Raw genomic sequence first — 25,852 nt, forward strand, 5'->3', positions numbered from 1 at the left:
TACCTAATTATGAAAAAGATACTTCAAAATATAACAATAATATGCCTGGTGCTTTCTGTAGGAGTCTCATGCACTAATTTAGACGAAAAGCCAGTAGGGATATTGGCACCGCAATCTTTCTTTAATACCCCGGCAGATGCAGAATCTGCTGTAATGGGCACATATTCCATGTTGGCCAGTGAGAGATTGTATGGAAGAAAACTGAATATCACTCTTCAACTTCTAGGAGATATGGTGGATATTGGAGACGTTGGAACTGCTTCTAGAAGAGTACAGATCAATAGCTTCAATACCGATTCCAATAATGGGATGATCAATAATATTTGGCCTAATTTATATGCTGTGATTGGGGCAGCCAATGCAGCGATTGATGGAATTCCTGGTATTAATATGAATGAAGACAAAAAGAATCAATTAATAGCGGAGGCTAAAGTGGTTAGAGCTTTAAGTTATTATCATCTGGTTCAACTGTTTGGAGAAGTGCCATATATCGGAGAATTTGTTTCAGATCCAAGCACAGTAGCTGATATTTCTAAAACTTCTGTTGAAGAAATTTACTCTAATATCATAGCGGATTGTGAGGCAGGAATTCAATATCTTCCAAATACCTATGCCAACAATGTCAGAAGTAGGCCTACCAAAGGGGCTGCACAGACCTTACTGGCGTCTGTATATTTGGCGCGTCATGATTATGCAAAAGCAGCTGAGCATGCAGAGGGGGTGATTAATAATGCAGGTAATTATGGCTATGATCTTTTGGCTGACTTTAAAAACTTGTGGGATGCGGATAATGCTAATCATGCTGAACAAGTCTGGGCAGTAGATTTCAAAGGAGGTATCGGTGGATCTAGTGGTCAAAATGTGGATTTTATGGCCCCATTGTCTGGTGTTAGGGATGCTGATATGCAAGGATGGAGTGTAATTGTTCCTTCCCCTGGTGTTTATGATAGCTTTGATGATCGTGATTACCGTAAGGAAGTCAGTTTTTTAACAGAAACGAATGTTGATGGAGTACTTACTTCGTATGAGGAATGGAAATGGCCTCGTATCCATATGGCCAAATGGTGTATCAGTCCTGGTACCTCTGCCAATACAGATGGATCATATTCAGATCACAATTATAATATTTTCAGATATGCGGAGGTATTATTGATGGCTGCAGAAGCCATTAATGAAGCCAATGGAGGACCAACTGCTGCAGCATATGAATACCTAAATCGCGTGAGGGAAAGAGCAAGAAATAAAGGTGGTGTAATGAGCGACTTTCCCAATGACTTAATTTTAGGGTTATCTCAGGAGGAATTTAGAGCTGCTGTCAGAGAAGAAAGAAGAGTGGAATTGGCTTTTGAGTGGAAGCGATGGTATGATCTGAAAAGATGGGGTAATGCTCAAGAAGCGTTTACTTCTCCAGGTTCTTATGAACCACATGAGAATTTTGTTCAAGATTATTTGCTGCTTCCCCTTCCTCAGAATGAGTTGAACAGAAACCCTAATTTACTTCCTCAAAACTCTGGGTATTAAACTTATCAATCATTGATCATTTTCCAAGGATACTAACATCGAAGAAATGTTCTTCGGTGTTAGCCTACCTCTCAGATGTACCCTTTTTAAGGTTATGATGGGAAAACTATGCCTTTGTCTAAATGGTCAATTGGTCACTAAATAATTGATTTCAAGATGAAAACACGATATGTACTGGGCTTCCTGATAATCTTCTTTTTCAGTGGTTTTTTACAAAAATCACAAGAAAGACCATTGGTATCAGTAATAGATGAAGCCTTGGAATTTTCCTTAAAACAAAGTTTGATTTTGGCTGAAATGTATGAAGACCAGGAAGGTGTTCTTCCTAAATCATATATCGAAGGAAAGAATATAACCTCTGGACCTGAGTGGTGGTGCAGTGGGTTCTTTCCGGGGGTATTATGGTATTTATATGAAGACAGCAAAAACAATCAAGTCCGTTCCTATGCTGAGGCTTATACTGCTCGAGTTGAGGAAGAAAAATACACTACAGATAACCATGATGTAGGATTTATGTTGTATTGCAGTTTTGGCAATGGACTACGATTGACAGGAAGAAAGGATTATAAAGATGTTCTAGTGACAGGAGCGAAGTCTCTTTCGACCCGTTTTAATCCTAAAGTTGGCTTGATAAGGTCATGGGATTTTAACAAAGAAAATTGGCAATATCCTGTCATTATCGATAATATGATGAACCTGGAATTGTTGCTTAGGGCTTCGAGCTTTACGGGTGATAAAAAGTTTAAAAACATGGCTATTAGCCATGCAGACAAAACACTTGAGAATCATTATAGGGATGATTTTAGTTCCTTTCATGTGGTTTCCTATGATACACTAAATGGAAAGCCACATAAAAAGCAAACCCACCAAGGGTATAATGATAGCTCTTCTTGGAGTAGGGGGCAGGCTTGGGGATTGTATGGTTATACAGTAATGTACAGGGAAACTGGGAAAAAAAGGTATTTGGACCAAGCAAAAAAAATAGCGAGATACCTGTTAGACCATCCTAATATGCCTTTGGATTTTATTCCCTATTGGGATCTAGACGATCCGGATATTCCATCAGCACCCAGAGATGCTTCTACTGCGGCTCTGATGGCTTCAGCTTTTGTTGAGCTTAGTCAGTATGTTTCCAAAACAGAAAGTGAAGAGTATCTGAAAGTGGTAGAAAAACAAATACGGATCCTAGCCTCTCCTAAGTATACGGCTTCACTCGGTGAAAATGGAGGATTTATTCTCAAGCATAGCGTTGGTTCACTACCACATAATTCAGAAGTGGATGTTCCACTTACCTATGCGGATTACTATTATATGGAAGCTTTAATCAGATACAAAAAATTACTGAAAGAAGGAAAACTTTACTTGACTTCCAAAAGATAGGCTTAGCCTAAAATTAATAAAAAAAGTGATTTGTGACTATAGTGATCACAATTATTGAGACGATTAGGGATTTGTTCAACCTATCAATTTTAACAAAATCGAAATAACCTATGAATAATTATATAAATAAATCTAGAATATTTACGGCAATAGGCTTGGTGTCTTTGTTGCTCATTGGAGGAATGGTCGCTTGCCATGTGGAGGGCATTCCTATGGTATTAGAAGATCAAAGTTGCAGAGAAGGAACAGAATACTTACTGGAAGCAAACTTTGAAAATGATACAGTTCCTGGAAGAGTGGAAATTTGCTGTGGGAATACAGATACGATTGTTTCTCCTTCATTTGGAGCCAGAACGGGAGATAAGGCTTGGAGAATAGATTGGTATGCTGATAATTATGATGGTACCAGAAAAGGTAGAGGTATAGAATTGAAGCCTATGGAAGTATCCCAAAGAGTTAAAAGTGAAGGGTGGTATGCAGCAAGTTTTTACCTGCCTTCAGGTGGGTTTCCCGTTACTGGAAAGAACAATATACTTCTTCAACTTCATGCATATACCTATACTGACTGCTGTCCCCCTGGTCCAGGTGGGGACTGCAAGGTACTTACGGTAAAGCATGGAGCAGACGGGAAACTGAGCATCAGTACCCATTTTAGGGTGGAAGGAATCAATAATATGACTACATATACTTATGAACTTGATCAGGGAGAGAACGTCTTTGATAGATGGATAGATTTGGTGATTCACTTCAAATTTTCCAAGTCAAATAATGGCTTTTTGGAAGTTTGGTATGATGGGGCTCATGAAGGAAATCCTACGGCAGTTGCGACTGATTTAAACTTTGGTGCACAAAACTGCTGGGACGGGGATGCCCTCTCTCAAGGAGCTTATAGTAAAGCGGGTATTTATGCTTATGATCCAGGAGATTATACCTCAGGTGAAAGAAGGGTGGCATATTATGATGATGTACGTTTCTTGGACGGTAATCCTGAAGATGCATTTACTTTAGTAAAACCAGGAGATTGTAAAGGCAATTAGAGTATAGCTATCAAAAGTCATTTTCCCTAATCGTGTCTTTTAAATGCTTATTTATCAGGAAAGGAAAATCACAAAAGGTATTCTACATTTTGCCTTTGTGATTTTCCTCTCTTAACTATTTATACCAAGATTATTTTATTGGAACAATACAAAAAACTGAAATAGGAATGAAAGCTAGGCTTATTTTTATCAGCATTATTATTACTTTAAATGCCTGTGGTTCATCTCAAGAAAAAGGGATGAAGTCAAGACGCCCAAATATATTATTTATTTTGGCAGACGATGCTTCCTATCCTCACATGAGTGCTTATGGTTGTGATTGGATTCAAACTCCGGCATTTGATAGAGTGGCAAAAGAAGGGGTTTTGTTTAACCGCGCTTATACTCCAAATGCGAAATGTTCTCCTTCAAGGAGCTGTGTTTTGACAGGAAGAAATAGCTGGCAGCTGGAAGAAGCAGCAAATCATAGTCCTAACTTTCCAGAAAAATTCACAACTTTTCCGGAAGCTTTGAAAATGTCAGGGTATCATGTCGGCTATACAGGTAAAGGGTGGGCGCCAGGAAACCCAGGGACAAAAGATGGACAACCTAGGATGCTTACGGGCGATTATTATGGTTCTCATAAACTAACACCACCTACAGCCTTCATTTCTAATGAGGACTATGCAGCAAATTTTGAAGATTTTTTAAATGATAAGCTTAAAGATGAGCCTTTTTGTTTTTGGATGGGAAGTAATGAACCGCATAGAGGCTATGCATTTAAATCAGGGATTGATAAAGGCGGAAAGACCATCGATTCCATTACTGAGGTGCCGCACTTTTGGCCTGATGTAGATTCGGTACGTGTGGATATGCTGGATTATGCTTTTGAAGTGGAGTACTTTGATAATCAATTGGAAAAAGTTTTGACAATATTAGAAGAGGCTGGAGAATTGGATAATACAATTATAGTAGTGACCTCGGATAATGGTATGCCTTTCCCAAGAGTAAAAGGTGCTACTTATGAGATTTCCAATCATATGCCTCTGGCCATTATGTGGAAAGATGGGATAAAAATGACGAATAGAAAGGTTGATGACTTTGTGAGTTTTATTGATTTTGCTCCCACCTTTTTAGAGTTGGCTGAAGTGGATCCAAAAGATCTTATGATGCCCATAACGGGAAAAAGTCTTGTGCCAATCCTTCAATCTAAGGATAATAGGGGTGATTATCCTAATAGGGATTTTGTCTTACTGGGAAAAGAAAGACATGATGTAGGTAGGCCCGATGATCAAGGATATCCGGTAAGGGCTATTATAAAAAATGATTATTTGTTTTTGATAAATTTTAAGCCGAAACGTTGGCCACATGGCAACCCAGAAACTGGATATCTTACAACTGATGGAAGTCCAACCAAAACATTTATTCTAAACTATAAGAATGTACCAGGATATGAAAAGTTTTATCAGTGGAGTTTTGGCTTAAGACCTTCAGAAGAGTTATATAATATCAAGAAAGATCCATTTTGTATCAATAATCTCATAGGATCAGAGGAGGATGACAAAATAGCTCAGTTCCTTAAAGAAGAGCTTTTGAAAAAATTAAATGAGCAAGGAGATCCTAGGATGTTCGGTAATGGAAATATTTTTGACGAATATCCATACTCCGCAGATGAGCATAGGGGATTTTATGACCGTTATTTAAATGAAGGAGAAAAAATAGAAACAGTTTGGGTGAATGAGAGTGATTTTGAATAGAATGGCAGAGGAAGTCTGTAAAAGAGATAAAAGAAATTTATGGGATTAATAAATGAATAAAATGGATATATAATTTATATTTTGTTAATTACTTATGATTTGATCATTAATAGTAAGTTTTTGAACATTGCCCTTAGCCCAAAATAATACTGAAAATAAATGGATCCTTGGATTAATTTCTGGGGATGAACATGCCTTTAGATTGTTTTTTGATAAATATAGTAAGCGGATTTATGGGTTTGCTTTCAAATTTTTAAAGTTGGAGGATCTGGCCCAAGATGTTACACAGGAGGTATTTATAAAAATCTGGCAAGAAAGAAAGAAGATGGCTGTTATAGATGATTTTGAAGCCTACCTTTTTCAGATTGTCCGAAGGAAATGTATAGATAATATTCGGAAGATTTCCAGAAATCAAAAGTTGCTTGACCAAGTTAAAAGTAAAATGGAGCCATCTGTAAATCCATTTTTGGAATATGACAATATGGGCTTTTTGGAAAAGATAAAGGAAAATCTTTCACCTCAACAAAAAGTCGTTTTTGAACTGAGCAGAACTAAGGGATTGAGTTATGAAGATATAGCTCATGAATTGAAAATATCAAAAAACACAGTCAGAAATCATATGGTAGAGGCCATAAAGGTTTTGAGGAAGCTGACGGAGCATTCCATATATTTGATTTTGATAGATTGTTTTATGATGTGATTATCAATTTTTAAAATAAACAATAATTTTTTTCGACTTTACTAGTCCTCTTCAAGCTTACGAGACGTCATCCCTATATAAACAAGAATTTTTACCTTGGAAAGGAAAGAAAAAGTAATAAAGTTAATTGAGAAATATCTATCCAATCAATCTACTAATGAGGAGATAGATGAACTTTTTGAAGAGATCAGCAAACCTGGAAATGAGGATTTGTTGGAGAGCAGCATGCATGAAGCTTGGTACGAAGATGAGGTGTTTTCTGGAATAGATACTGAAAATCAAGAGAAGCTGTTTAAAAGGATTTATAATAATAAAGCAGCTCATTTGCGTGTTTCCAAGAATAATAGGATAGAAACCTTATGGAAATGGTGGGGAGCCGCTGCGGTCTTTTTGATTATCCTATTAACAGGTTGGTTTCTGTTGAAGGAAGCTCCTGAAAGCGATAATGTCCTATGGACAGAAGTCAAAGCTGATATTGGCGAAAGGAAATACCTGACTTTGCCCGACGGTAGCGAGGTTTGGCTTAATGCTGGTTCTAAAATTTCTTACCAAAATGATTTTCAATCTAGGGATGTGGAATTGGTAGGGGAAGCATTTTTTGATGTCAAAAGAGATGAGGCCCGTCCTTTTACGGTCCAAAGTGATGGTATTAATACTAGGGTGCTAGGTACTTCTTTTAATGTAAGGGCTTATAGTGAAGACAATGGAGTAAAGGTAACTGTCAAAACTGGGAGGGTTGCCGTGGGGAAATTAGGAGCCCAATTTGCCTCTATTACCCCTAATCAACAAATACATTATAGCGAAGAAAATCAAGATTTTACCTTTCAGGAGGTTGATGCTTCATCACTTGCTTCATGGATAGGGGGTGATTTGGTTTTTGAAAATGTAACATTCTCAGAAGCCATTGTTACCCTTAAAATGGAATATGGCAAGGATTTTAAGTTTGACAATCCCTCATTAGGAAAATGCAGGTTTACTTCAAAATTTGATGTGGGAGAAGACTTAGATCATATCCTGGAAGTTTTGAGCACCTTAAATGGTATAGATTATAGAACAGAAGGAAATACGATTTATTTCAATGGTAAAAAATGTATATAAGTGATAAATAACCTAGCCTTAGCCTATGTAACATATCAAAAAAGAATGCTGTTTCGGCGGCCACCGAAACAGCAAAACCTCCTGATGGGAGGTTGTAGATTCAGTTAATTAACAATTACTTAATCCAAGTCAAAATTATGAAAATATCTTTACTTGGGGCAATTAATGCCCTTTTTAAAAAAAGCTTTTTCTCATCCAGTGATAGGGTGGGATATCGTAGAAAGCTGAGTAGTGTTTTATTTGGAATAGCTTTTATGGCAACCATTATTCCATCAATTGCCAAGGATCAGCTGCCAGATCTAAATGATGTTTATATAAGTGTAGAGATTCATGAAGAATCATTGGTTTCTGCTTTTAGGAAAATAGAGACCCATACACCATATAAGTTTTCATATAAGCTAGAACATGTTAAGTCTTTTAAGAATGTCAGCCTTTCCAAGGCAAAAAGAAGCTTAAAAAACACTTTGGATATCTTGCTTAAAGATACAGGTCTCCAGTATAAAAAAATAGAAAATAGCATTGTCATAACCCCTGATGTTTTAGTAGCGAGAGTTGATACTAATAAGAAATTATCGGAAGAAAAGATCGTAAAGATAGTTAGAGGACGTGTGACTTCTGAAGCAGAACCCGAGGGTGTGCCCGGAGTAAACGTATTAGTTGTAGGTACACAAACTGGGACAGTTACAGATTTGGATGGAAGCTATCAAGTTGAGGTTGAAAATGATGCTGCAGTTCTTGAGTTTTCTTTTATAGGTTATAAAACCGTAAGACAGACGGTAGGAAACAGGACTGAAATCAATATTGTGCTTGAAGAATTATTGAGCAGCATGAATGAGATAGTCGTTGTTGGCTATGGTGTACAGAAAAAAAGCGATCTAACTGGTTCTGTGGTTTCCCTATCAGAAGAAAACTTTACTCAGGGAGCCAATTCAAATGCGCTTCAATTATTGAACGGCCGTGCACCAGGAGTAAACATCAGTCAACCCAATTCTGCGCCAGGAGCCCAAACTAAAATTCAAATTCGGGGAGCAGGATCAATTAATGGTGATAATAATGCTCTGGTAGTTGTAGATGGCCTTCCAGGAGTCAATCCTCAAGATCTGAGTCCAGATGATATCGAGTCAATAGAGGTCCTTAAGGACGCATCTTCTGCAGCCATTTATGGTACACGGGCGGCTAATGGTGTCGTTTTGATCACTACCAAAAGTGGTAAAAAAGGAGAGCCGGTACTTAAATACAACACCTATTATGGTGTACAGTCAGTAGCCAAGCAAATTGATGTGCTGAATGGGAGAGAATATATGGAAACCTTGAATGCTATTAGAGAAGAAGGTGGCGGGAATCCTATATATACACAGGAAGAAATTAACCAAGTAGGAGTAGGAACCAATTGGCAGGATATTATTTTCAGGAACAGTGCTCCTGTGCAAAATCACCAACTTTCGATGTCAGGTGGCTCTGATAAAAGCACTTACTATGCAGGTTTGAACTACTTCAATCAGCAAGGATTGGTAAAAAATTCTGATTTCAAAAAGTTGAATTTGCGAACCAATGTAGACTTTAGACCAAAAGATTTCTTACGATTTAAGTTTAACCTGAACTATACCCGATCAGCCCAGAATGAAATACTTTTTTCCAATTCAGCCAATGAAAACGCAGGCCCCATAAACGGTTCAATTCAGTTTGATCCTTCTTTGCCTTCTGGCTTAGATGAAAATGGAATGTATTACCGAAATGATTTTATTTCTTTGGACAATCCAGAAGCACTTATAAATGGAGTTACTGATGAAAGTCTCAGAAATAGATTTTATGGAACCTTTACTACAGAGATTGAACCATTAAAAGGTTTGGTAGGCTCTGTTCGTTTGGGAGGAACGACAGTGGGATCAATGAGTTCTTCATACAAGGACAGGTCTACCCTTAGCGGTCAAAGTAATGGGGGATTAGGTTCAAGGTCTGCCTCTGATTATGTTCAGTGGTTAGCGGAATTCTTGGTGAGATATGATAAGGAATTCAATAATGATCATCATCTTAATATTTTGGGAGGTGCTACTTTTGAGGAGTTTATGACGGTGGGAGTGAGCGCAAGTTCACGAAGTTTTCTGTCCGATGTAACTAATGCGGATTTATTGCAAAGTGGTGATGGTGACGAAGGAGATAATGTGAGTTCTTCCAGAAGTAGGAACCGATTAAATGGTTTTTTAGGAAGACTGAATTATGATTATAAAGGAAGATATTTGTTGACAGCTTCATTCAGGGCAGATGGAACATCAAGATTCTCTGATGAAAATAAATATGCATTTTTCCCTTCTGGAGCATTTGCTTGGAGAATTTCAGATGAACCTTTCTTTCAGCCTATTAACAATACCCTCAGTACAGCTAAATTGAGGCTAGGATATGGTCAATTGGGAAATCAGGGAATCGATAATTTCAGTACCATTCAGACTTTAGTAGCCGGCGGAAGTGCAGTATTTGGAGATGCTATTTATCAAGGAGTCGTACCCGCCAGATTGCCTAATCCTAACTTAAAGTGGGAAACGACAGAGGAGATCAATTTTGGACTGGATTATGGATTTGCTGAAGACCGTATTTATGGTTCAATTGATTATTATATCAGAAATACCAAGGACCAGATCTTTAGAAAGCCAATACCATCGGTAGTAGGTTTTACTGATATTTTGGTGAACTTCGGTGAAGCTAGAAACTCTGGATTGGATTTCTTAATCAACTCTGTGAATATCCAAAATCCTGATTTCAAATGGACCTCTACGCTGAATTTTTCCCTTTTGAAAAACGAGGTCACAAAATTGCCTGATTTTATTCCAGAAATTGTCTCTGGAAATATTGGGACATTTATCAGTAATTATTTGCTTGTTCGGGAAGGTGTAGCCATGCGTTCTTTCTATGGATTTGAAACAGAAGGTATATTTCAAACGGGTGATGATATTGAGAATTCAGCACAGCCAAATGCTGAGCCTGGACATATCAAGTTCAAGGACCAAAATGGAGATAATGTAATTGACTTAAATGATAGGGTTGTTTTGGGTGATCCATTTCCTGATCTAACCCTTGGCTTTAGCAATACATTAAATTATAAAAATCTGTCCTTGGATATTTTTATGCAATGGGTAAACGGTATTGAAACCCTTGATGCCAATGTTACAGAGTCTTTGTACCCGACAAATGAGTATAGAAACAGGATTTCAAAATACCTATTAAACAGATGGACGCCTAATAATCCTACCAACGAATACCCAAGTGGTGTAAATCCAACAGCTTATGGCGGGGATTATATCATCAATTCAATCACAGTACAGGATGCTTCATTCTTTAGGCTAAAGACGGTGACTTTAGGTTATAATTTCCCTGTTAAAAACAAAAAGGTATTCAATAATATCAATGCTTATGTAGCCGCTGATAATTTGTTAACCATCACAGATTTTGAAGGATTTGATCCGGATGCGAGTGCTACAGGTACGAGCAGCGTTTCTAAAGTTAATTATAACAGTTATCCATTGAGCAGGACTGTACGTTTTGGACTGAATGTAACCTTTTAAATAAAAGAACGATGAAGACGCTTAACAATAAATATATAAACGGAATCCTTGCTTTAGTTCTATTATTTAGCACTACTTCCTGCTTGGATTTTCTTGAAGAAAAAGTATATACACAATATGACCCAGACTCCTTTTTGAAGGATCCCTCTGGGGTAGATGCTTTGCTGACGGGGGCATATAACAGATCCAGGATTATAGCCTATGATCATAGGAATTATACGTATTTGCTCAACGAGTTCTGTACGGATGTTTCTTTTGAAACTGGAGGAGGCTTGGAACGAGTAGCTGCCCCATTTATCCAGTTTAACTGGCCGATTAATAATAATATATTGAATGGACAGTGGAACAAAATGTATGCTGCTATTGCAAGTGCAAATACAGTGTTGATTGTTGCCAATAGCCTTACAGACTTACCTGAGGACAATCTAAATGCAATTAAGGGAGAGGCCAGGTTTATTCGCGCATCAGCCTATTATTATCTGTACAATATGTTCGGTCCAACTCCCATAATTGAAATTCCTGAAGGAGCTTCTCCGGATGAAATAGAGGAAATCGGACAGAGTACACCAAGAGCTACCAAAGAAGAATTCTTTGATTATGTGATTGCTGATTTAAGCTTTGCCGCCGACAATTTACCTACTGAGGAAACTTTGATTGGCAGGGCTACAAAAGGGGCAGCGCTGGGCTATTTGATGAAACTTTATCTTAATGATAAAAACTGGCAAATGGCAGCGTCAACAGCCCAGCAGATTATAGATTTGGGTTATTATGCCCTATATGATGATTATGAGGAATTATTTTCCGTCAATGGTGAAGGGAATAAGGAATATATTTTCCGAGCTCCATGCTTGCCGCAGAGTGGCTATCAAAATAATTATATGGCCCATGCGTTCCCTCCAGGATATCCTGTATTAAGTTCTTGGGCTAATTATGGTGCGCAATTCAGAACATACACTGCTTTCTACAAAACCTTTGAAGAGCAAGATTTGAGGAGAAATCTTTTTGTAACGGAATATACTAATACAAGTGGGAATTTTGTGGAGCTAGTAGAGGATGAAAGTGGCAATCCTTTGGATGATGTCAGAAGCTTCAAATATTGGCCTGACCCTGATGGTGTAGGAGAATCTCATGGGAATGATATCGTTTATATTCGTTATGCTGATGTTTTGCTTAGTAGAGCAGAATCTTTGAATGAACTTAATGGACCAAATAGTGAATCTATTGACTTGATCAATGAAGTGAGACGAAGGGCTAATGTTTCTGAAATTTCAATGGCTGATTATCCATCCACTGAAGCTTTGAGGGATTTTATCCTAGAAGAACGCGGAAGAGAATTTTATAGTGAGGGGTTAAGGAGAGAAGATCTTATTAGACATGGGAAGTTTATCTCAAGTGCTATATCAAGAGGCTATAATGCTGAACCACATCAAGTTTTATATCCCATTCCATTGCAGCAAATAGATACAAACCCTAACCTGGAACAAAATTCAGGTTATTAATAGGAGTTAAATTGAGGTCGGTGAATTTTCATCGACCTTTTTTAAAAAAAGAAATGAGAAAGAATTTATTATTGATAATTCCTTTTTTTGCTTGCTTGATCTCTTGTAGCGAGAAAAGGAACAGCAGCTATCAGAAACGGAATATATCTGAAGAGCTGAATATTATAATTATACATGTTGATGATCTGGGCTGGACAGATGTAGGAGCTTTTGGTAGTGATTATTATAAAACTCCCAATATTGATAAGTTGGCTGATCAGGGAGTGAAGTTTACCAATTCCTATGCAGCAGCGGCGATATGCTCACCTACACGAGCTGCAATGTTAACAGGTAAACATCCTGCTAGAATTGGCATCACTGATTGGATAAGGGCCAAGTTTCAGGGTGGAATTATTCCTCAGGATGGAAGTAACCCTCAAGGTTATGATGAAAATGGAGATCTTCCCTTGAAAACTCCTAAAAATTACCTTTATATGCCTCTGACTGAAATTACCATAGCTGAATTGCTTAAAGAACGAGGTTATCGAACAGGCCATATTGGTAAATGGCATTTGGGCCCAGAGGAGTATTTTCCCGAAAACCAGGGTTTTGATGTAAATATTGGAGGTTGTGATTTGGGACAACCGCCTAGTTATTTTGACCCTTATGAGCCTTTCAATGGAAATAAAGAATACATCATTCCTAATTTGCCTGCTCGTAAAGAAGGCGAATACCTGACGGATAGGGAAGGGGATGAGGCAGTGAAATTTATTGCCGAAAATAAGAAAAACAAATTTTTTCTTCAGTGGGCAAGTTATACCGTTCATACGCCTTTAATGGGAAAGGACGAGTTAGTTGATAAATATGATTCATTACAAAGAGGAAAACAGGGAAATGCAGTTTATGCAGCCATGGTGGAAAGCCTGGATGATAATGTTGGGAAAATCATGCAAGCCCTGGATAGCTTGGGATTGACTGATAATACCTTGCTGATATTTACTTCTGATAATGGTGGCTTGATGGGGAATCCTCAACATCCAGTAACCAACAATTCGCCACTGAGATCTCAAAAAGGTTATCCTTATGAAGGTGGAATCAGGGTCCCTACCATTATGAGATGGCCAGGTAAAGTGCCAGCTGGTAAGGTTTCCAAATCACCTATTATAACGATGGATATTTTACCTACTGTTTTGAGATTTGTTGACGGGAGCGTAGATGAAAGTAAATGGGATGGTAAAGATATTTCGACAGTGATAAGCCATCCCGAGGAGGAATATAAAAGGGATTTGTTTTGGCATTTTCCTCATTACAGGGGTGAGGATGTTGTGCCATATTCCATCATTAGATCTGGTGATTTTAAACTAATCAAATACCATGATGGTAGTCAGGGAGAATTATACGATTTGAAAAAAGATTTGGGAGAAAATAAAAATTTGATCTCAGAAAATCCTGAATTGGCCAAAGAATTGGAGCTAAAATTAGAGGAATGGCTTATTCATGCCAAAGCAAAAATGCCTGTTAAAAAATGAAGCAAAAGTATTTGTTATTAAAATAAAAAGGGGCTTTTTAGCCCCTTTTTATTGATAATACCCCAAAACAGGAGCATATTGGATTTTTATTTATCTTCCTCTTCAGATTCAGAAGCCAATTCCTCATCTTCGAATTGCTCTTCATCCGTTTGGTCAATTGGCTCTTCTTCCTCTGACTCAAAAGATTCTTCATAATTGTCTTCAGCAATTACATCTTCTTCCTCTTCTTCTTGAGTATTTACGGGAGCATTGGCAGCTCTTGCTTCTTCCCTTCTTGCCTGATCAGCCCTTACCTCACTGACAGGTTTAAGGTTGGAAGGTGGGGGAGGAAGCAATTCTTCATCTTCACTTTCATAAGGGAAGATTTCTACAATAGGGCTTTCGTTGATATCAGGTACCCTAAAGCTGACTAGCATATTGCTGAGGCTTTCGTGAATCCTGTCATAGGCTTCTTTCACATCATGTGCCGAAACCAACATGTATTGGGTAACCTTTTTCTCCTTACCACTATCCGCATCTGTAACAACATAGGTGATTTTACACTTATGCCAGATATCAATATCCTCATAGAAAAATACATCAACAATATTGCTTTTACTGATGTTGGTTACTTGAAAATCCCCTCTAATCACGCTGCCTAGCATGTCATAAATTCTTGCCTCAGCTTCAGTAAAGGAAACAGCATCGATAAGATATTGCTCATTTACATTCTTTAGCAATCCTTGCTCATTTTCCTTGGCATATTTTACTTTACACAAAAACCAAATTCTCATATTTTTCCTCTTTAGACTTTTCGGATGACTAAGGTAATACCTATTGTAGAAAGCCCAAATATAAATTTTTAATATTCGTTAAATCAATGAATAAAAGGTCCAATGGCTGAGATTCTTTTTCAGGTAATCCTTACCGATAAGCCGCCAAAAAGTGTATATTAACTATTACAAAAATACAATTTATGTGGAATAGCATTTTGCATAGCTTCCCAGTTCAATTGCTTATACTCCATTTGAAAAAAAATATTGCATTGGTGGCAATTTGGGGGCTGTTGATTCTGGTTCTTTCTAATAATTTCGGTAAGGTGTTGGGGATTCCTTATCTTTTTTTGGATCCTGAATACCTCAATGAAGTTTCTTGGATTGGATTTTTTTTGATGGGAATTGGTTTGGCTATTTTTACCATGGCCTTTCATATGACCACCTATATAATGGATGCAGCTAGATTTAAATTCTTAGCAGTTCTTTCGCGTCCATTTATAAGGTTTTGCATCAATAATAGCCTCATACCGCTCATAGCATACATAGTATATATCATTAACATTATTAATTTTCAGCTGGACAATGAGTTAGATAGCAGTTGGGAGATTTTTAGATACATTATCGGCTTGTTGATTGGTAGTTTGCTGACCTACCTGTTTTTGTTTGCCTATTTTGCTTTGACCAATAAGAACTTTTTTTTGATGTTTACCGATACATTGGACAAGACGTTGAGAAAGTCTAAGGTTTCCCGGGCCAATGTGATCAAACGATATAAGGACCGCAAAAGGGCCCTGGATTCTGTGGGGACCTATTTTGATATTGATCTTAGATTCAAGGAAGTAAGGCCTGATTTATCAAGGTTTGAAGGGAATATGTTATTGAAGGTTTTTGACCAGAACCACCTTAATTTATTTATTATTGAAATTGGCTTGGTGGCTGTCATTTTGATTCTCGGATTTTTTAGGGACAATGAACTCTTACAGTTTCCTGCAGGGATGAGCGTGATGTTGATGTTTTCTATTTTGACTTTGTTGGTTGGTGCCGTTACCTTTTGGTTGAGAAGTTGGTCCACTTTTGCTGCCATAGCTATTTTTATAGTTTTTAATAGTGCTTCCAAAACGGAGATCATGAACAGGCCTCATTCGGCTTTGGGGATGGATTACAGTGCACAACCAGCTGTCTATAATCTTAATCGATTGGACAGTTTGGTACATCCAGATACAGTGCAAAAAGACAAGCTGAACACCATTCAAATTTTAGATAATTGGAGGAAACAATTCCCTGCTGAGGAAAAACCAAAGATGGTGTTGATTACCTGCAGTGGAGGAGGGCAGCGAGCTGCTTTATGGACCTTGCATGTTTTGCAGCAAATCCATCTGGTGACAGATGGTAAGTTTATGAAGCACACCAGATTATTTACCGGAGCTTCAGGTGGGGTAGTTGGCGCCGCTTTTTTTAGGGAACTTTATCTCAGGTATATGCAGGGAGAAAACATTGATCTAAGTGATGAAATATACCGTAATCAAATTTCAGCAGATAATCTAAACCCTATAATTTTTACATTAATGGTCAATGACTTATTGATCCGAAACCAAAAGGTAGAATATAATGGAAGGAATTATTTGCAAGACCGGGGATTTGCTTTTGAAAACCAGCTGAATATTAATACTAAAGGTATTTTGGACAAACCCCTTAAGGCCTATGAAGAGCCTGAAAGAGAGGCCTTGATTCCTATGTTGCCCATCACACCGTTGATTGTAAATGATGGCAGAAAGTTATTCGTGTCTCCACATTCCATGAGTTATATGGGGACTTTTATCAATAGATTAGTGGATAAGGATGAGAAAAGTCAGTCCATCGATTTTTTGAGGTTTTTCAGGGAGCAGGATGCGGAAGATTTAAGGTTTATTAGTGCCTTGAGAATGGGAGCTACTTTTCCATTTATCACCCCTAATATCCAACTTCCTTCAGATCCCTTAATGGAAATAATGGACTCAGGATTATCGGACAATTTTGGCATAAGTGATGCCATGCGTTTTCTTAATGTTTTTGAGGATTGGATTGCAGAAAACACTTCTGGAGTATTAATGATTACTATTAGGGATTCTGAAAAAGTACTTGAAATTGAACAGAAAACTCCGCCTACCATTTTTCAAAAATTGGTTACTCCTCTCAAAAATATCTATATCAATTGGGACAATGTGCAGACCTTAAATAATGAAACCCTTTTTAATTATATGAAGGAAAGTGTGCTTTTTGATCTTGATCGGGTGGAGTTTGAATATTCTTCCAAGGATTACCTGGAAGCCAAAGAAGAAAATGGACTTGGTGATGATGTGACCCTAAAAGAGCTGGAAATTCAGCGGGCATCGCTAAACTGGAGGTTGACTTCAAGAGAAAAGAAGGATATCATTGACTGTATAGGCAGTGCCCAGAACAGGAATGCTTTGAAAGAACTCCAGACCATTTTCAAGGAATATTAAATGGCCTGGCTTTGTTCCTTATTTTTCCTTGACTTCCTTTCGAATTGGTTGAGCGCATCAGGCTTCCCTACTACATAAACCACATCTCCCAATTGAAGCTTGGTGTCACCATCTATTTTTGAGCTGGTCATACCGTCTCTTTCCTGACTTCGACATTCGTTAGCCCTGTTTTTAAATAAATAATTGATAGTTAGTGACCTAAGATTTAATTCTGTTTTGTGTAATGTTTTGTTATATTCATTTTTATCAATTCTAATTTTTAATACTATGAATTATTTTGTTTTTCTATTCTTTGGTTTATTGATGTCATTATCTTTAGAATATACCAATCAAAGGGCTTCCAATTTCAAATTCGATCTTTCAAATAACATCCATTTTGGAGACACGATTTATGTAGATCCTCCTACTGGATTATTCGAACAGGACAGAGAACATATTACCTCCAAACTCAAACAATCTAAACCTGGGGATGTCATATTATTTGCTGCAGGTACCTATCGAATAGGCCCAGTTATTGATATTGATGTTCCTGAAATCATTTTACTCGGTGATGAGAAAGGAACCGTTATCCGGGGGTGTGAACCCGATGGTTTCATAGAACATGCACAATCAGTTATCGAATGCGGAGGTTTTCAACTAATTGCAGATTCGCTAACGATTAGGAACTTTATTTTTGAATATACATGGCATGGAATCTATATAGGCTGTTGTATACCGGCGGACATGGAAGAATTTGATTCGGGACTTAATATGAAAACTGAATCATATGGAGGACATATTATAGAAAGCAATACATTTAGGTATAACTCAACTGGTTTAAGGGCTACAGGAGTCAGTCATAAACCTTCCAAGGTCTCAAACAATATTTTTATTGACAATTATCATGGACTCACCATAAATGGGGGAAATGTAACAGTAGAGGGGAATCAATTTTATTCAAGAGAACCAGAAAAAGTCCCGTTAGATGGTGAAGTCCACAATGCAATATTAGTTGCGCCTTTTAATATGTTTTTACCTCCATTTATAGAATATGAAAATGATGCAGATTGCAACAACAATTACATCTTAAATAACTATATCGAAAATATACCGGACGACATTAGAATCATTGACAGCAAACCAGATGAAATTCCAGAAGAAGAGGAATGCGGTACCACATTAGTTCAAGGGAATAAAACTGTCAACTAATTAAACTCGAGGTTATCCTTTATTCCACATTTCCGCAGCTTAGAATAAAAAAATAGAGAATTTATATTAGAATTTGTAGTGGGGTTTATGCTCATTTCATTTGTAATGTACTCTTGAATTGCTTAGGTTGAAAAATAACCTTTCATTTGTCCCTATGATGGGATTGATTGTGATTTTGGACATACTTATTGACTTTCCAAAATCACTTTTGATTCCCTACAGCAAAAATGAATTTTTAGCTCCATTTGCTATTTATATTTCATGGAGAATTTGCATTGGGATGGGTACTTTTATTCACAATCCAATCATTCCTAATACAGGCAAAGAAAGTACAAATACATAAGAAACTGCCATATCCGAAATTGTTGAGAATTTCACTTTAGCAGCGATGTTTTTACCCTTGGTTACTTTTGGAATCCTTTACCGGAAGAAACCTCAAATCCACAAAAGGTTATTGCTCCTGACTTCCACAGTCATGAATCCTATTTATTAATGTCTTTTTGATAATTAGATGTTTAAGGTTTTTAGTGTTGGTTTTAGGTGTCCCAGTGTCGAAGTCAGGAGAAGGATATCATTGACTGTATAGGTAGTGCCCAGAACAGGAATACTTTGAAAGAACTCCAGACCATTTTCAAGGAATATTAAATGGCCTGGCTTTGTTCATTATTTTTCCTTGACTTCCATTTCGAATTGGTTGAGCGCATCAGGCTTCCCTACTACATAAACGACATCCCCCAATTGAAGCTTGGTGTCACCATCTATTTTTGAGCTGGTCTTACCGTCTCTTTTTATGGCCACCAAATTTACTCCGAGGTTTTCCCTTATCTTGGCCTTTTTTAAAGGCTCATTTATATAGGTGCCTGAATCTCTGCCTACTCTGAGGCTGACAAAATTAATTTCAGGAAGATCGATATTTAATCTATCCCTTCCTTTCGTCAAAGGAGACCTAAACATCGCATAATTATCCGACCTCACTTCTTCAGTAAAGTCTTCTATTTCATCTTTGGCAATCAGGTATTTGTTTAATACGCGAGTGAAAATTTCAATGGAAGTTTCAAACTCTTCAGGAATGACTTCATTGGCACCCATGGACAGGTTGTCGGAGATTTCATTTACATACCTGGTTCTGACAATAATCGAAGCGTTTTGGCTTAATTGACGTATGGCGGCAATAATGTTTTTTGTGGCATCACTGTTGGATATGGCAATTACTATTACCCTTGCTCGGTGAATATTAACATGTTTTAAGACTGTTTCATTGGAAGCATTACCAAAGATAATTGGCTCTCCTTTTTCAGCCTCGACCTTAACTGTTTCAGGGTTCATTTCTATGATGGCATAAGGAATGTTTGCCCTTTTTGCTGCTTTGGAAAGGTTTCGTCCATTAAGTCCATAACCTATGATGACCAGATGATCAGTCAATTCATCACCGCCGATATTGGCCATGGAAATACTTTCAGTGCTTCGTACAAAATGGGTTTTTAGGCTTTTTGGCAAAGGAAGGTTGACGAGCTTATAGGAAAGCTTTTCCCTATTGTTCAATATAAAAGGCGTGATGGCCATGGTCAATATCGAAACAGCCAAGAAGTATTGGTAGTTAGTTGCATCCAAAAGTTCATTTTCCATACCTACTTTCGCCAAGAGCAAGGAGAATTCCCCAATTTGGAATATGGAAAAAGCGACCATAAAAGCTTCCCTAAAACTCATCCCTAGTGCTTTGACCGATATGGTGGTCATGATAAATTTAGAGAGGAAGACCATTAGGACTATGATTAAAATGACCAGTATATTCTGAAAGAGAAAACTGACATCAAATAACATTCCTACAGATACAAAGAAAAAGCTAAGGAAGATCTCACGGAAAGGAAGAATTTTTCCTGTAGCGTGGTGCCTATAGTCTGATTCAGAGATGATCAAGCCAGCCAAAAAGGCTCCCAGCCCCAAGGAAAGTCCCAATAGGGAGGTTAAAAAGGCTACAGAAAAGCAGGTTACAATGATGCTTAATAGGAATAGCTCCTCGTTTCTGGTTCTTGCTATCCTATACAATAGATTAGGTACCAAGTATTTTGCAGAAAGGATGGTGATGATAACTACCAAGGCACCCTTGAACAGCATAAGTAACAAAGAAAGGGCAATATTTTCTGACTCGCCAGCTAGCATTGGAGTCAATAACATCATTGGTACGATTATGATGTCCTGAAATATGAGAATGGCCAAAATAGTTTTCCCAGATAGATTGTTTACCTGACCTCCTTCCTGTAATAACTTTAAGACGATGGCAGTACTACTTAGGGCTAGAAGGAATCCAATAAAGACGGCTACATTCCAATCAAAACCGAAAAGATTAGCCAATAGAGCTGTGACCAAGATGGTAAGCCCTACTTGTAAAGAACCTCCAATGAACACCGCTTTCTTTATAGACATCAAGCTTTTTAGGGAAAATTCCATACCTATGACAAACAGCAAGAGAATAACACCTATTTCACTGAGTACATCTACTGTGGTGGAGGTATTTACCAGTGAAAGCCCATAAGGGCCTGCGAGAGCGCCAGTAAATAAGAAACCAATAATGGTAGGCACTTTCAACCGCATGAAAAGCAAGATCACCAGTGTTGCCAATCCGAAAATAATAACGATGTCCTGCAACATTGGAAGTTGTGCGGCAGCTAATAAAGAATAAATCATTGATGGTAAAATAAAAGCTTAAGTGATTACTGCTTTAAAAATACAACATCATCCATGAATTACATAAAAAGTGAAGATATTCTCAGATTAATAGGCAAAGCCCCATTTTTTGTAAATCATATGCATCAACCAAGCAGGACCTATCAATAAGAACTGAATGTCTTTGAGAAATGATGGTTTTTTACCTTCGATTTTGTGTCCATAAAATTGAAAAATCCAAGATGCAAAAAAAATAGTTATACTGATTGCCCAAAGTGGAATAGGAGATATTATGGTGATCAGGTTACATAGAAAAACACAGAGAGAAACGAACAAAAACATGCCCAAGGATAAGGGGGGAGATAAAGAATAGTAATAAAACAGTACAAGAATAAGAGCAAAGGTGGCCCAGTTGGCAAAAGGACCAAGATAATCAATTAAAAAATCAATAGGACCTACAGGGATACTAAAAATCAGTCCCACGATACTGAAGAATATAGCTGGCACGCATATCCAATGTATTTTTTTGTTAATTGGATTTTGGTGACTTCTTCCATATTCCTGAAGTAATTGATCTATTTTTCTAGTTGTGGTCTGGGGCATCGTATAGAATTTGGTACGGTTAACACTTTCTATTAATTTAAGGAATCTTAATCAAAAAATTAATTTACCCATCCATATATGTTAAGTTACTGGGAGAAGAAAAACCTTATAAATTATGATTTAGTGGTTGTTGGAGCGAGCTTTGTAGGCTTATCTACAGCGATCCATTATAAAGAGAATTTTCCTGGTAGGTCTGTTTTGGTGTTGGAAAGGGGAGTTTTCCCCAGTGGAGCCAGTACCAGGAATGCAGGGTTTGCTTGTTTTGGAAGCCTTACAGAAATTTTGGATGATTTAGAAAAGACTTCAGAGGAAACAGTTTTTGATTTGGTTGTAAAGCGAAGGCTTGGACTTAAAAATATCAGAAGTGTTTTTGGGGACGAGGCATTGGACTATGTTTCAACGGGAGGCTTTGACCTTATAAGGCCCCAAGATGAATCCTGCCTGGAGAAAATGAACTATGTAAATAGTATGCTTAGGACTGTTTTTGGAGGGGAAGTCTTTGAAATGGCCAATCCAAAAAGTTTTGGCTTTGGACCGGAAATATCCCATTTAGTGAAAAACAGGTATGAGGGCCAATTGGATCCAGCAAAGTACCTTAAATGCCTTTGGCAAAAGTGCAGGGAATTGCATATAAATATTCTTACAGGTGCTGAGGTAAAAAGCTTGGATGAAGAATCATGCAAAGTCCATGTTCAATCTTTTTATGATGAGGACATTGTTTTCCAGGGAAGGTTGCTTGCTGTTTGTACCAATGCCTTTGTGAACCAATTGGTAGAAGGATTGGACATAAAGCCTGGAAGAGGGATGATTATGGTAAGTGAATTTATCCCAGAGTTTCCATGGGAAGGTACTTTCCATATGGATAAGGGATATGTTTATTTTAGGAATGTTGACAGCAGACTGCTGATAGGAGGTGGAAGAAATTTGGATGAAGTTACAGAAATGACCACTGAACGTGGGATAAACAGTATCATTAAAGCCTATCTGGAAGAGCAAGTAAAGAATATAGTTTTTCCCGGGAAAGACCTTGTATGGGAAAGCGAGTGGTCTGGGGCAATGGCTTTTGGTGAAATGAAAAGGCCTATTATACAACAGGTTAATGCACGGGTTGCAGTAGGTGTACGACTAGGAGGGATGGGAGTTGCCATTGGATGGGAGGCAGGAAAGGAGCTTGCCAATCTCCTAGGCTCTTAAAAAAATCATATTTTTTGTTAATTTTGACTTTCTAATATTATTCTGATACAATATCAATGACCAATCTTCAAAGAAAGCCCAGTTTGGGAGAGGCTTTAGTCCCTATTATATTTCTGATACTATTATTGGTGATCAATATCCGAATTTTCGGAACTGATAGCTTATCAGGTTCCAACCAAATGGTCTTGATAATTTCATCTGCAGTTGCTGGCTTGGTGGCTATCCTCAGGCTAAAAATTGGCTGGGAACCTCTCCAGGAAGGCATTGTGAATAGTATTGGAGCAGCGATGCCTTCCATACTTATTTTACTTTTGATTGGGGCTTTGGCAGGGACATGGTTGCTTAGTGGTATTGTTCCGGCCATGATTTATTATGGACTGCAGATCTTAAGTCCCGGGATATTTTTAATAGCAGCCTGTGTGGTAAGTGCTATTGTTTCTATTGCCACAGGGAGTAGTTGGACAACAGTTGCCACTGTTGGAGTGGCCTTATTGGGGATAGGCAAAGCACTTGGTTTTGAGGAGGGAGTTATAGCAGGAGCTATTATTTCTGGAGCTTATTTTGGTGATAAAATGTCTCCACTTTCTGATACGACTAATCTTGCGCCGGCTATGGCTGGGACAGACCTTTTCACCCATATCAGGCATATGACCAAAACGACTACTCCATCTATTTTGATCACATTGGGGATCTTCGGTGTCATGGGCTATACCATTAGTGCAGAGGGGTCGGTAGATCAGGTTAAGGGGATTTCTGAGGTGATTTCTGATAAATTCAATATTTCCGGTTGGTTGTTTATAGTTCCAGTATTGGTTTTGGGTATGATCGTAAAAAAGGTGCCTGCAGTCCCAGCACTTCTTGCTGGGGCTTTATTAGGCGGAGTCTTTGCCGTAATTTTCCAGCCGCAAATTATTCAGACCATAGCAGATGAAGCAGGTACTGATTATGCTTACCAGTCTTTTAAGGCTGTGATGATGGCACTTTATGGAGATATTAGTGTTGTAACTAGTAATGAGATGGTTAATGATCTTTTATCCACTGGAGGTATGGCAGGAATGTTGAATACCATTTGGTTGATCATCAGTGCTATGATATTTGGAGGGATAATGGAGAAAAGTGGAATGCTAATTGTGATCGCAGAAGCAGTGATTGCTAAGGTGCATTCATTAGGCTCGTTAATAGCCTCTACTGCTGCTACCTGCGTTTTCTTTAACCTTACCACCTCGGATCAATACTTGGCCATTTTGGTGCCAGGAAGGATGTATGCAGATATTTACAAGAAAAGAGGTTTGAAGGGAGAGAATCTGAGCAGGACGCTTGAGGACAGCGCAACAGTAACTTCCGTTTTGGTACCTTGGAATACCTGCGGAGCCACGCAGGCTTCAGTTTTGGGCGTGGCAACCATGACTTATGCACCTTATTGTTTTTTTAATATAATTAGCCCCTTTATGACCATATTATATGGCTATTTGAAAATGGGGATTAATTATTATACAGAAGAAGAAATGAGAGAAATTCAAAAAGAACTGGCTGTATGATACCTTTTAAAATTGCAAAAGAACAAGTGAATGAATTGCCCTTAGGACATTTTGAGGGGGATATTGTGCTTATTGAAGATGAGAACCTTGTTTCTGAAGCTATTGAAGAGCTTAGGAAATATAGGTTGATTGGCTTCGATACTGAAACCCGCCCATCTTTTAGAAAAGGGGTGAAATATGATGTTTCCTTGTTGCAATTATCTACACCTGAGAAGGCCTTTTTGTTCCGTTTAAACCATGTAGGATTTCCATATGAGGTGAAGACGCTCTTGGAAGATCCGAACAGGGTGAAAATCGGTGCCGCTGTGAGGGATGATATCAAAGCCTTGAAAAAGTTGGATCCATCCTTTAAACAAGCCAGTTTCTTTGATTTGAATGAGGAACTAAAAAAGGTGGGTTTTCATAATGTAGGGGTAAGAAATCTCAGCGCCATGGTCCTGAATATTAGGATTTCAAAATCTGAGCAAGTTTCCAATTGGGAGGCAGAGAAATTAAGTAAAAAACAGCAGCTTTATGCAGCAACCGATGCTTGGGCATGTCTTGAGATTTTCGAAGAACTATACAAAAAGGGCTATTTGGATGAGTTGTTTTCTAATCAGTAAGTTTAACGGAATTGATATTGGTTAATTTTTCCATAACTTCTTCATAAAGGGAGGCTCTAATAGAAAGATGCATTAGGCAGGTATTGTCAAATTCCTGCTTTTTTATTTCCAGGTCATAATCTTTGATCAGTTTCATGACATCGTTCATGTCCAGGTAATCAAAATTAAACTTGACTGATTCCTTGACTATGGCCGTAATGATTTGACCGTTTGTTATGGCCTCGGCAGCAGCTGTTTTATAGGCATGGATAAGGCCTCCAACACCCAGTTTAGTGCCGCCAAAATACCTAACAACCACCACCAGTGCATTGCTCAGATTGTTGGATCTTAATTGCCCGAGAATAGGGTCACCAGCAGAATGGTTAGGTTCCCCGTCGTCATTGGCGCGGAACTGTTCTTGATCCTTTCCTAGGATATAGGCATAGCAATGATGCCTAGCATCATAATATTTCTTTTTTAAAGCTTCAATATTTTCTTTGATTTCCTCTTCATCCTGGACAGGGTAGGCAAAAGCTAAAAACTTACTGCCTTTTTCCTTATAAAGTCCCTCGGATTCCCCTTCCAGGGTAAAAAAAGTATCTTCTGCTTTCATATTTATTGATCCTCTATCTTCGTCAAGCAGCCAAAAGTAAAACCTCTTTTATGGATAGACAAAAATATTGGCCAATAATGCCCTTAATTTTGATGAAATGGAATATTTGAAAAAGCTATTCTAATTCTTTATACTTAAAGTAAGGAGGCATGGTGAAAATATTTAAATTAGCCACTGGTATTATAATTTAAGAAAGC

19 protein-coding genes are annotated in these 25,852 nt (G+C 37.9%); 14 read left to right on the forward strand and 5 right to left on the reverse strand.

Features of this window, described 5'->3' with window-relative positions; translation table 11 throughout:
* Positions 1-9 precede the first annotated feature (9 nt).
* The 9 genes from KMW37_RS20060 (at position 10) to KMW37_RS20100 (ending at position 14,036) form a co-directional block, all read left to right on the forward strand.
* Entirely contained in the window at positions 10-1,521 is a 1,512-nt protein-coding gene (locus KMW37_RS20060) for a RagB/SusD family nutrient uptake outer membrane protein (RefSeq protein WP_215226426.1), read from the forward strand.
* Positions 1,522-1,677: 156 nt separating this feature from the next.
* Positions 1,678-2,901, forward strand: a complete 1,224-nt coding sequence (locus KMW37_RS20065; RefSeq protein ID WP_215226427.1) for a glycoside hydrolase family 88 protein — start codon at positions 1,678-1,680, stop codon at positions 2,899-2,901.
* Between the two features lie 110 nt (positions 2,902-3,011).
* The gene (locus KMW37_RS20070) at positions 3,012-3,938 is read left to right on the forward strand and encodes a heparin lyase I family protein (protein WP_215226428.1); all 927 of its coding nucleotides are present in this window, start codon (positions 3,012-3,014) and stop codon (positions 3,936-3,938) included.
* A gap of 167 nt (positions 3,939-4,105) precedes the next feature.
* Positions 4,106-5,674, forward strand: coding sequence for a sulfatase family protein (locus tag KMW37_RS20075; protein ID WP_215226429.1), 1,569 nt, complete (start codon positions 4,106-4,108; stop codon positions 5,672-5,674).
* A gap of 127 nt (positions 5,675-5,801) precedes the next feature.
* Complete coding sequence (locus KMW37_RS20080; RefSeq protein ID WP_215226430.1) at positions 5,802-6,374, forward strand: RNA polymerase sigma factor; 573 nt, start codon at positions 5,802-5,804, stop codon at positions 6,372-6,374.
* Positions 6,375-6,470: 96 nt separating this feature from the next.
* Complete coding sequence (locus KMW37_RS20085) at positions 6,471-7,472, forward strand: FecR family protein (RefSeq protein WP_215226431.1); 1,002 nt, start codon at positions 6,471-6,473, stop codon at positions 7,470-7,472.
* Between the two features lie 137 nt (positions 7,473-7,609).
* Positions 7,610-11,029, forward strand: a complete 3,420-nt coding sequence (locus KMW37_RS20090; protein WP_215226432.1) for a TonB-dependent receptor — start codon at positions 7,610-7,612, stop codon at positions 11,027-11,029.
* 11 nt (positions 11,030-11,040) lie between these two features.
* On the forward strand, positions 11,041-12,528 hold the full coding sequence (locus tag KMW37_RS20095) for a RagB/SusD family nutrient uptake outer membrane protein (protein WP_215226433.1): 1,488 nt from the start codon (positions 11,041-11,043) through the stop codon (positions 12,526-12,528).
* A gap of 53 nt (positions 12,529-12,581) precedes the next feature.
* Entirely contained in the window at positions 12,582-14,036 is a 1,455-nt protein-coding gene (locus tag KMW37_RS20100; protein WP_215226434.1) for a sulfatase, read from the forward strand.
* Between the two features lie 86 nt (positions 14,037-14,122).
* On the opposite strand, the gene KMW37_RS20105 is transcribed toward KMW37_RS20100, so the two are convergent.
* Positions 14,123-14,809: a DUF4494 domain-containing protein gene (locus tag KMW37_RS20105; protein ID WP_215226435.1), complete on the reverse strand. Its 687-nt coding sequence runs from the start codon at positions 14,807-14,809 to the stop codon at positions 14,123-14,125.
* A 233-nt stretch (positions 14,810-15,042) separates the two neighbouring features.
* Between KMW37_RS20105 and KMW37_RS20110 the strand changes: the two genes are divergently transcribed.
* Positions 15,043-17,274 (forward strand): patatin-like phospholipase family protein, encoded by a 2,232-nt coding sequence (locus tag KMW37_RS20110; protein ID WP_317195593.1) that lies wholly within the window; start codon positions 15,043-15,045, stop codon positions 17,272-17,274.
* On the opposite strand, the gene KMW37_RS20115 is transcribed toward KMW37_RS20110, so the two are convergent.
* Entirely contained in the window at positions 17,271-17,405 is a 135-nt protein-coding gene (locus KMW37_RS20115) for a TrkA C-terminal domain-containing protein (protein ID WP_215226437.1), read from the reverse strand. The genes KMW37_RS20110 and KMW37_RS20115 overlap by 4 nt on opposite strands.
* Positions 17,406-17,577: 172 nt before the next feature.
* Here KMW37_RS20115 and KMW37_RS20120 point away from each other — a divergent pair, with 172 nt between their 5' ends.
* The gene (locus KMW37_RS20120; RefSeq protein WP_215226438.1) at positions 17,578-18,462 is read left to right on the forward strand and encodes a right-handed parallel beta-helix repeat-containing protein; all 885 of its coding nucleotides are present in this window, start codon (positions 17,578-17,580) and stop codon (positions 18,460-18,462) included.
* A 663-nt stretch (positions 18,463-19,125) separates the two neighbouring features.
* Here the strand turns inward: KMW37_RS20120 and KMW37_RS20125 are convergent.
* Positions 19,126-21,147, reverse strand: coding sequence for a cation:proton antiporter (locus tag KMW37_RS20125; RefSeq protein ID WP_215226439.1), 2,022 nt, complete (start codon positions 21,145-21,147; stop codon positions 19,126-19,128).
* Positions 21,148-21,234: 87 nt separating this feature from the next.
* Complete coding sequence (locus KMW37_RS20130) at positions 21,235-21,729, reverse strand: Mpo1 family 2-hydroxy fatty acid dioxygenase (RefSeq protein ID WP_215226440.1); 495 nt, start codon at positions 21,727-21,729, stop codon at positions 21,235-21,237.
* A 78-nt stretch (positions 21,730-21,807) separates the two neighbouring features.
* Between KMW37_RS20130 and KMW37_RS20135 the strand changes: the two genes are divergently transcribed.
* The 3 genes from KMW37_RS20135 to KMW37_RS20145 are packed head-to-tail and all read left to right on the forward strand — an operon-like array spanning position 21,808 to position 25,063.
* Positions 21,808-22,923, forward strand: a complete 1,116-nt coding sequence (locus KMW37_RS20135) for an NAD(P)/FAD-dependent oxidoreductase (protein ID WP_215226441.1) — start codon at positions 21,808-21,810, stop codon at positions 22,921-22,923.
* Between the two features lie 56 nt (positions 22,924-22,979).
* Positions 22,980-24,461, forward strand: a complete 1,482-nt coding sequence (gene nhaC, locus KMW37_RS20140) for a Na+/H+ antiporter NhaC (protein WP_215226442.1) — start codon at positions 22,980-22,982, stop codon at positions 24,459-24,461.
* Positions 24,458-25,063 (forward strand): 3'-5' exonuclease, encoded by a 606-nt coding sequence (locus KMW37_RS20145; protein WP_215226443.1) that lies wholly within the window; start codon positions 24,458-24,460, stop codon positions 25,061-25,063. Before nhaC ends, KMW37_RS20145 begins: the two co-directional genes overlap by 4 nt.
* Here the strand turns inward: KMW37_RS20145 and KMW37_RS20150 are convergent.
* On the reverse strand, positions 25,053-25,655 hold the full coding sequence (locus KMW37_RS20150; RefSeq protein ID WP_215226444.1) for an IMPACT family protein: 603 nt from the start codon (positions 25,653-25,655) through the stop codon (positions 25,053-25,055). The genes KMW37_RS20145 and KMW37_RS20150 overlap by 11 nt on opposite strands.
* Between the last annotated feature and the right edge of the window lie 197 nt (positions 25,656-25,852).

Origin of the sequence: Echinicola shivajiensis, from assembly GCF_018642165.1 — a bacterium.
GTDB classification, from domain to species: Bacteria; Bacteroidota; Bacteroidia; order Cytophagales; family Cyclobacteriaceae; genus Echinicola; species Echinicola shivajiensis.